At 71.0% G+C, this 8,611-nt stretch carries 8 protein-coding genes and 1 pseudogene; 6 read left to right on the top strand and 3 right to left on the bottom strand.

Annotated elements, in window-relative coordinates; genetic code table 11:
• The first annotated feature begins 142 nt into the window (after positions 1-142).
• The gene (locus tag ACFXMF_RS33210) at positions 143-1,429 is read left to right on the top strand and encodes a M18 family aminopeptidase (RefSeq protein WP_360315684.1); all 1,287 of its coding nucleotides are present in this window, start codon (positions 143-145) and stop codon (positions 1,427-1,429) included.
• Positions 1,430-1,533: 104 nt separating this feature from the next.
• Complete coding sequence (locus tag ACFXMF_RS33205; RefSeq protein ID WP_360315686.1) at positions 1,534-1,836, top strand: DUF6458 family protein; 303 nt, start codon at positions 1,534-1,536, stop codon at positions 1,834-1,836.
• 132 nt (positions 1,837-1,968) lie between these two features.
• Here the strand turns inward: ACFXMF_RS33205 and ACFXMF_RS33200 are convergent.
• A pseudogene (locus tag ACFXMF_RS33200) lies at positions 1,969-3,417 on the bottom strand (thioredoxin-like domain-containing protein); the annotation flags it as partial.
• A 158-nt stretch (positions 3,418-3,575) separates the two neighbouring features.
• Here ACFXMF_RS33200 and ACFXMF_RS33195 point away from each other — a divergent pair.
• The 3 genes from ACFXMF_RS33195 (at position 3,576) to ACFXMF_RS33185 (ending at position 5,459) form a co-directional block, all read left to right on the top strand.
• Positions 3,576-4,124 carry an LURP-one-related family protein gene (locus ACFXMF_RS33195; protein WP_360315688.1) on the top strand — a complete coding sequence of 183 codons (549 nt, stop codon included), beginning with the start codon at positions 3,576-3,578 and terminating at the stop codon, positions 4,122-4,124.
• Between the two features lie 85 nt (positions 4,125-4,209).
• A complete protein-coding gene (locus ACFXMF_RS33190) occupies positions 4,210-4,776 on the top strand; it encodes a SigE family RNA polymerase sigma factor (RefSeq protein ID WP_360315690.1) in 567 nt (188 codons plus the stop codon).
• Positions 4,752-5,459, top strand: a complete 708-nt coding sequence (locus ACFXMF_RS33185) for a hypothetical protein (protein ID WP_379990763.1) — start codon at positions 4,752-4,754, stop codon at positions 5,457-5,459. Before ACFXMF_RS33190 ends, ACFXMF_RS33185 begins: the two co-directional genes overlap by 25 nt.
• Before the next feature lie 22 nt (positions 5,460-5,481).
• Here ACFXMF_RS33185 and ACFXMF_RS33180 read toward each other — a convergent pair whose 3' ends face one another.
• Positions 5,482-6,255, bottom strand: coding sequence for a carbon-nitrogen family hydrolase (locus tag ACFXMF_RS33180; RefSeq protein WP_360315694.1), 774 nt, complete (start codon positions 6,253-6,255; stop codon positions 5,482-5,484).
• Positions 6,256-6,404: 149 nt separating this feature from the next.
• Between ACFXMF_RS33180 and ACFXMF_RS33175 the strand changes: the two genes are divergently transcribed.
• Entirely contained in the window at positions 6,405-7,217 is an 813-nt protein-coding gene (locus ACFXMF_RS33175) for a maleylpyruvate isomerase family mycothiol-dependent enzyme (RefSeq protein ID WP_360315696.1), read from the top strand.
• A 25-nt stretch (positions 7,218-7,242) separates the two neighbouring features.
• Here ACFXMF_RS33175 and ACFXMF_RS33170 read toward each other — a convergent pair whose 3' ends face one another.
• Positions 7,243-8,580 carry an MFS transporter gene (locus ACFXMF_RS33170; protein WP_360315698.1) on the bottom strand — a complete coding sequence of 446 codons (1,338 nt, stop codon included), beginning with the start codon at positions 8,578-8,580 and terminating at the stop codon, positions 7,243-7,245.
• Positions 8,581-8,611 lie beyond the last annotated feature (31 nt).

Raw genomic sequence — 8,611 nt, 5'->3', positions numbered from 1 at the left:
CCTAAACCCACCCCCACCCCGGGTGGGCCCTACACACCGCCCCGACCGGCGTTCGCGTCTCCGGGAATGCCGGGTCGTAGGCTCGACGCGGAGAACCCGCAACGATCTGCGCGGCCGATCGGCCGCGGACCTTGGAGTATGTATGAGTTCGCCTCGCTTCGACCGGAGTCACACCGACGACCTGATCGAATTCATCGGTGCCAGTCCCTCCCCCTACCACGCGGCGGCGAACGTGGCCGAGCGGCTGGAGGCGGCGGGCTTTCGGCGACTGGCGGAGACGGCCGCGTGGGACGGCGGGTCGGGCGGGCGGTACGTGCTGCGCGGGGGCGCGATCGTGGCCTGGTACGTGCCGGAGGGCGCCGAGAACACGCGCGGCTTCCGGATCGTGGGGGCGCACACCGACTCGCCGACGCTGCGGGTCAAGCCGCGTCCGGACACCGGGGCGGCGGGGTGGCGACAGGTCGCCGTCGAGGTGTACGGCGGGCCGCTGTTGAATTCCTGGCTCGACCGCGACCTCGGGCTGTCCGGCCGGATCGTGTTGCGCGACGGCGGCGAGCGCCTGGTGTTCGTGGACCGGCCGGTGTTGCGCGTGCCGCAGTTGGCGATCCACCTGGACCGTTCGGTCAACGAGGCCGGGTTGCAGTTGGACAAGCAGCAGCACATGACCCCGATCTGGGGACTGGGCCCGGTGGACGAGGGCGCGCTGATCCGGTTCGTGGCCGAGGAGAGCGGCGTGGCCGCCGGCGACGTCACCGGGTGGGACCTGATGGTCCACGACGTGCAGAAGCCGAGCTACCTCGGCCGTGATCGCGAACTGCTCGCCGCGCCGCGCCTGGACAACCTGCTGTCGGTGCACGCGGGCCTGGCCGCGCTCCTCGCGGCCGCGCACGACGACGTGGCGCACATCCCGGTGTTCGGCGCGTTCGATCACGAGGAGACCGGCAGCGCGTCCACCACGGGCGCGGCCGGTCCGCTCCTGGAGACCGTGCTGACCCGGATCGTCAGCGCGCGCGGCGGATCGTTGGACGACCGTGCCCGCGCGTTCGCCGACTCGTTCCACCTCTCCAGCGACGTGGGTCACGCGGTGCACCCGAACTACGTCGGTCGGCACGAGCCGGGCCACCACCCGGTGCCCAACGGCGGCCCGATCCTGAAGGTCAACACCAACCAGCGCTACGCGACGGACGCGCTCGGCCGAGCCGTGTGGACCGCGGCCTGCGAACGCGCGGGGGTGCCGGCGCAGATCTTCGTCGGGATCAACTCGATCCCGTGCGGCTCCACCATCGGTCCGATCACCGCGACGCGCCTGGGCATCGAGACGGTGGACGTCGGCACCGCCTGCCTGTCCATGCACTCGTCCCGCGAACTGTGCGGCGCCGACGACCCGTTCCTGCTGGCATCGGCCGCCGCCGCGTTCCTGGAGGGCTGAGCGCCGGCACGAATCAGCGGGCATGGGACCGGGAACTCCGGGTAGGCGCGAGCCGACAGTCAATCGAGCGCAGCGCAAACCCGCCGCACGTTCAGCGGATCGGAGTGAACGAACTCATGGGCATCGGAGCGGGCATCCTGTTGATCGCGGTAGGCGCGATCCTGACCTTCGCCACCGACTGGAGCGTGTCCGGCGTCAACATCGACGTGGTCGGTGTCGTACTCATGATCGCCGGAGTCGTGGGCATCGCACTGTTTCTCATGGTGTGGGGGCCGCGACGCCGCGAAATGTCGTTGAACCCACCGCCGGCCGGCTACGTGCAACCGCCGCCCGTGGACGGCTACCTCGAGCAGCCCGTGGAGCGGATCGTCGAGGAGCGGCCGACCCGCCGCTACCGCCGACGCTGAAAACCATCTCGGCACCACCCCCCTGACGACCGCCGCTCCGGAGCCTCCCCCCTCCCACTCCGGAGCGGCGGTCGTCGCCGTCGGAGCCCGCCCCGGTGCCGGGCCCTGTCCGGCGGACGGGGCCTAGGTGTGCGGCATCCGGAGTTTGCGGACTCGGTGGGCCGCGGACTCGACGACGGTCAGGTAGAGGTCCTCGTCCAGGTCGGCGACCACCGCCACGGCGGCCGGTTCGGCCAGGTCGGCCAGGAGGGTGGAGACGAATCCGTCGGTGGGGTCGTAGCGGCGCAGCACGCCGTTGTAGGTGTCCGCGATCACCACCGACCCGTCAGGCAACGTGTCCACGCCCAGCGGGTGTTGGAACAGCGCGTGTTCGGCGGGGCCGTCCCGCAGGCCGAAGTCGAACAGCCCCTTGCCGACCACCGTCTCGACGCCGCCGTCCACCAAACGACGCAGCGCCGAGGTCTCCGCGTCCACCACCCACAACGTGTGTCGATCGGGGGACACCGCCAAGCCGGACGGCTGGGCGAAGCTCGCGGTATCGACCGGGCCGTCCTCCATGCCCTCGTCGGTGGTGCCGGCCAGCACGCCGACGCCCTCGCCGACCGGGTCGAACTCCCATAGCTGGTGCACACCCGCCATCGCGACGATGATCCGGCCGCCGAACCACGCGACGTCCCAGGGGCTGGAGAGGTCGATCGTCCGGGCCGCGCCGTGGTCCTCCGCGCCGTGCCGGCGGCGGCGGCCGGTGCCCGCGACCGTGCGGATCGACCCGGTGGCCAGCGAGACCCCGCGCAGCGCGTGGTTGGCGGTGTCCGCGACCACGACGTCGTACCGCACGTGGGCGGCCACCTCGGGCGGCAGCAGGGCCATCCCGTGCGGCTCGGCCAGCATCGCGTGCCGGGGCCCGCCGTCGAGCAGCCCGCGTCGGCCGGTACCGATCCGGCGCAGCACCGTACGCCCGTCGTCGGAGAGTTCGGCCAGCGAGTGGTGCCCGGTGTCGGCGACCAGCAGGGCCCCGGAGGGCAACCGCAGCAGTTGGCCCGGGAAGCGCAGGTCGGTGCGCGGCGGCTCCGTCCGCTCGAAGTCCCCGGCGGCCCGGCGCAGCGTGCCCTTGCCCTCGTGCTCGACCACCAGCTCGGCGATCGTCGCCTCGATCTCGCTCGCGTGCCCCTCGCCGGACACTTGCGCCACCACGTAGCCCTCGGGGTCGACGACCACCAGGGTCGGCCACGCGTGCACCGCGTACTGCTTCCACGTGCTCAGCTCGGGGTCGTCCAGGACCGGGTGCCGCAACTCGTGGCGCTGGACCGCGCAGACCACCGTGCCGTGTTCCGTCTCGTGTTCGAACTTGGGCGAGTGCACGCCGAGCACGGTCAGCACGTCGCGGTGGCGCTCCTCGATCGGGCGCAATTCGGCGAGCACGTGGTGGCAGTTCACGCACGCCGAGGTCCAGAAGTCCAGCAGCACGATCCGCCCGCGCAGTCCGGCGAGCGTCGGCCCGGGTCCGTCGGTGTTGATCCAGCCGCCGGAACCGGACAACTCGGGGGCCCGGATCCGGGCTCGGCGCGCGGTGCTGCTCATGATCCGAAGTGAACCATCCGGGTCGGCCGGCGACCCCCGGCCGGCGCGTGTAACGACCGCGCCCCACCCAACCGGGTGTATCCGTACGCCGCACACCGGCGCGTGGGCACGACTGAACGCCGGCATTTCGGGCAGTCTGCCGACAAGGCGTAGTCATCGTGGAGGCACCAGTGTTCGGGGACGAGTACGACGCAGCCCAGCTCTATCCGGGAGTCGCTCCCGGCCGCTATCTCGTGCGCGAGAAGATGTTCGCGATCGGCGACGACTTCTGGGTCACGACCGAATCCGGCGAGAAGGTCTATCTGGTCGACGGCAAGGCATTGACGCTGCACGACCGGCTGGAACTCAAGGACGCGGCCGGCACCGTGTTGGCCACCGTGAAGAAGAAGATCATCACCATCCACCACGCGATGAAGATCGAGGACGCGACCGGCGAGACGGTCGCCACGGTGCGCAAGAAGATGTTCACCCCGCTGCACGAGGCGTTCGAGGTCGATCTCGCGGTGGGCATCGAACTCTCGGTGCGCGGCGACATGTTCAACCACGAGTACGGCATCGCCGGGCCGAACGGGCCGATCGCGCAGATCACCCGCAAGTGGCTGCGGGTGCGCGACACCTACGGCGTCGACATCGCGCCCGGGTGGGACCATGCGCTGATCATCGCGATCGCGGTGTGCGTGGACCGGTTGAGCGGCGACGACGACTGAACCGCGGCCGATCCGTCGGTGATCGCGGCGGCGCGGCATAGAACGACCCTCTTCCACACGTCTGTTCGGGTGGAAGGGGGAACGGTTGAAATCCCACGCGGAAGACGAGTTCCGGGCCTTCGTCGAGGACCGCCGAACAGCTCTGGTGCGTACCGCGTACCTGTTGTGCGGCGATCGCGACGAGGCCGAGGACCTGGCCCAGGTCACGCTGACCAAGACGTACACGTCCTGGGCACGGGTGGCCTCGGTGGAGAATCCGGACGCCTACGTGCGCCGCATTCTCGTGAACACCAATCTCTCCCGGGTGCGCCGACGGCGGGTGACGCACTTTCTCACCGACCGGCTGCCGGAGCGCGCCGGGCCCGATTCGACCGGCGCGGTGGCCCAACGCAGCGTGCTGATGGCCGCGTTGGCCCGATTGCCGGCGGGGCAGCGGGCGGCGGTGGTGCTGCGCTACTGGGAGGATCGGCCGGAGTCCGAGGTCGCGCAGATCCTCGGTTGCGCGGTGGGTACGGTGCGCAGCCAGACGTTCAAGGGGCTCGCCCGACTCCGCCAGGATCCTCAACTGACCGATCTGATCCCGCATCAGACGGAAACCCCCTCTACTTCGAACACGGAGGTGCGGCAATGGCCGACGACGGCACCGCACTGAGGGAGGCGTTCATGGCGGAGATCCGGGCGACCGAGCTGACCGCGCCGACGGCGCAGGCGGCGATCGAGCGGGCGGGCCGGCGCCGTAGGTGGCGCGGGTACACGTTCGGGGTGACCCTGGCGACCGCGCTGGCGGTCGGCGGCGGCGGTGCGGTGATCGCCGGGGGTGTGCTGGACGAGGAGGGCAGGTCCACCGACATCGTCTCGGTCGACGGCGGCACCCGGCCGCCGGACGCCGGGCCGGACATCGTGGGCGCGGGCGTGGCGGCCGGCAAGCCGTGGAAGTTCCGGGCCTGGACCGAGGGTCCGGAACGGACCTGCTTCGAGGACGTCGAGCGCCGGCTGGTCGACGGAATCGGACCGCTGTGCCAGACCACACCGGGTCGGACCGAGGAGGCCAAGGCGGCCGACCGGAACCGTTTCGGCGGTGGCGGCACGACCGGACGGATCCCGGGCCGGGCGGACCTGTACGCGGCGGTGTTCCAGGCCGAGGTGTCCCCCGACGTGGACCACCTGGAGGTCACCTGGCAGGGGCACAAGGAGCCGGTGGTGATCCGGCCCGTGCGGATCGCCCCCACCACGCGCGTCTACGTACTCGTGGTGACCTCGCGCAAATCCGATCCCGCGTACGACCTCAAGGCGTTCGACGCGGCGGGCAAGGAGCTGGAGAACACCCACCTGTAGGACCGCGGTCCCGCCTGCGGACTCAGAACACCCGGTTCCGCAGGACCGGGAAGTCCTCGCGGGTCTTGGCCACCAGCGCCGGGTCGATCTCGGCGGTGAGCACGGTCTGTTCGGTGCCGGCCTCGGCGACGATCTCGCCCCACGGGTCGATCACCATGCTGTGCCCACCCATCGCCTCGCCGCCCTGGGTGCCGGTCGTATTGCAGGCGAGCACGAACAGCTGATTCTCGATCGCGCGGGCGCGGGACAACACGCGCCAGTGCTCGACCCGTCGCGCGGGCCACGCGGCGGGCAGCACCAGCACCTCCGCGCCCGCGTCGAGGATCCGCCGGAACATCTCCGGGAAACGCAGGTCGTAGCAGGTCGCCAGGCCCACCTCGGCCCACGGCATGCGCACCTGGGTGAGCTCGGTGCCGCGCGAGATCAGCGCGGCCTCGCCGCCGGTGAAGCCGAAGCGGTGGATCTTGCGGTAGGTGCCGCGCAGCGTGCCGTCCGGATCGAAGACCAGCGACGTGTTGTAGAGGTTTTGATCGGCGCCGCGCTCGATGATGCTGCCGGCGTGCAGCCAGACCCCGGCGTCGCGAGCCGCGCGGGACATGGCCTGGGCGAACGGTCCGCGTACGCCTTCGGCCTGCGACTCCCAGCCGTCGTAGACCCAGCCGGTGTGGAACCACAGCTCGGGCAGGACCACCAGGTGGTCGCCGCGCCGGCCGCGCACCAGGGCCGAGACCTCGGCCAGGCGCTCCTGGGCCGGCACCGCCGGATCGACGTCGAGTTGTACGAGCGAAACGCGCACTTTCCCCTCACCTACACCGCTTGCTTCCCGCGAACGGGCTGACCGCAGGATCTTTTGCAGCGTAACGTGCCTGCCAGGATCCGGGACCACGTCAAAGCAACGGTCGCACCCGTCCAGTCGACCGGCGACGCAGCGACAAGAGGTAGTTCGTGACCAACGACCTGAAAACGCACGCCGACGCCTGGGAGCACTCCATCCGCTCCCTCAAAGATCTGGTCTCCACCCTGACCGAGGGTCGGTGGAGCAGCGCGACCGAATGTCCGGGCTGGTCGGTCCGCGACATCGTGTCGCACGTGATCGGGATCGAGCTGGAACTGCTCGGCGATCCCCGGCCCATCCACACGCTGCCGCGCGATCTGCGGCACGTGCACGACGAATTCAGCCGCTACACGGAGATACCCGTGGACGTGCGGCGCTGTCACACCTCGCCGGAGATGACCGGCGAGCTGGAGTACGTGATCCTGCGCCGGCGCCGCATGCTCGACGAGTCCGACCGGGGGCCGGAGGACGAGGTGCGCGGCATCATGGGCCGCAGCGTCCCGTACCGGTTCCTGCTCACCCAGCGGGTGTTCGACGTGTGGGTGCACGAGCAGGACGTGCGGCGCGCGATCGGGGTGCCGGGCAATCTCGACTCGCCCGCCGCGCTGATCACCCGCGATTTCCTGCTGGCCGGGTTGGCCCGGGTGGTGGCCAAGGACGCCAAGGCGCCGGTCGGCGCCTCGGTGGTGTTCGACGTGAACGGGCCGGTGGAGTTCATGCGCACGGTCACCGTCGGCGAGGACGGCCGGGGGCGGCTGGACGGGCGAGTGCCGCTGGGACCGCTGGTGCTGATCTCCACCGACTGGGAGACGTTCGTCCGGTTGATGTGCGGCCGGGTCGGTGCGACCAGGGCCGACGTCAAGGTCGAGGGCGACCCCGATCTGGCCCGACGAATCCTGGACAACATGGCCGTCACCCCCTGACCGTGCGAGTCGCCGGGGCGGGGCGTCAGCCGGCGTCGGGAACGCTCTCCCGCTCCGGCACGCGCCCCGCCGCCACCACGCACACCGGCTCGGCCCGGCGGCTTCGCCCGGCGACCTTGCGGGCGTAGCGCAGCACCTGGACCACGCCGAGCAGCAGCGGTACACCCTGGACGGCCATCGCCACGCGGTACGCGTTCAGGCCGTGGGTGCCGCCGCCCGGCTCGACCAGGTCCAGGACCAGGCCGATCGCGAACAGGCACAGGGTCGCGGCGGCGAACCCGCCGACGTTGACGATGCCCGACACCGTGCCCAGCCGCTGCGGCGGATTGCCGTCCCGGGCGAACTCCATGCCGACCAGGGACAGCGCGCCGCCCGGACCGATCACCAGCGCGAGCACGACCAGCAACCACAGCGGCGAGGGCTCGGCCGGAATCAGCACGGCCGCCCACAACACCACGGCCAGCACCGGCTGCCCCACGCACAACCACAACCTGCTGCCCGGCCGGCGGGTCACCAGCGGGCCGACCACCAGGCACGCCAGCATGTTGATCACGATCGCGACGGTCAACAACGCGCTCGCGGTGCCCTTGCTCAGCCCCTGGCCCTCGACCAGGAACGGGAAGCCCCACAACATCAGGAAGACCTGCGGCAGGCACCCACACGCCCAGTGCGCCCACAGGCCGAGCCGGGTGCCGGGTTCGGCCCACGCCGCGCGCACCTGGGACCACATGCCCGGGCGGCCGACCGGCCGCGCCCGGGTCGTCCCGCCGGGGTTGTCGCGCAGCACGAGCAGCACCACGAGCAGCACCACCACCCCCACGCCGGCGGAGACCGCGAAGGTCCGGCTCCAGCCGAACGCGTGCAGCGCGCCGGCCAGCGGCGTGGCGCCGGCCAGGTTGCCCGCCATCCCGAGCAGCGCGGTCAACTGGGTCATCACGGCGACCCGGTTCGTCGGGAACCACACCGACACCACCCGCAGCACACTGACGAACGTCATCGCGTCGCCCATGCCGACCAGCACCCGGGCGAACACGGCACCGGTGAATCCGTGGGCGAACGCGAAGGTGAACTGACCCGCCGTCATCAGCACCAGGCCGCAGCCGAGCACCCGCTTGGCGCCGAACCGGTCGGTCAACGCGCCGACGGGTATCTGCAGGCCGGCGTAGACGAGCAGTTGCAACATCGGGAACAGCGAAAGTTGCGACGCGGAGACACCGAACCGCTCCTGCGCGTCGATTCCCGCCACGCCGAGACTGCTGCGGTGGAACACCGCGACGACGTATACCGAAGCCGCGACCGCCCACATGGTCCAGGCGATGTTGCCACCGAGCCGGGAGGGGGCTGTGTCCGCAGATGGTTTCACAGTACATACACATTAGGGGACGCCCTCGGAC

It is taken from the genome of Embleya sp. NPDC059213, from assembly GCF_042754445.1.
GTDB lineage: Bacteria > Actinomycetota > Actinomycetes > Streptomycetales > Streptomycetaceae > Embleya.
This window is presented reverse-complemented; position numbering and strand designations above follow the sequence as displayed.

What these genes read in the sequence shown, in the direction of transcription:
- ACFXMF_RS33210 (WP_360315684.1), top strand. Translation starts at nt 143, where the DNA reads ATGAGTTCGCCTCGCTTCGACCGGAGTCACACCGACGACCTGATCGAA.
- ACFXMF_RS33185 (WP_379990763.1), top strand. Translation starts at nt 4,752, where the DNA reads ATGGCCGACGACGGCACCGCACTGAGGGAGGCGTTCATGGCGGAGATC.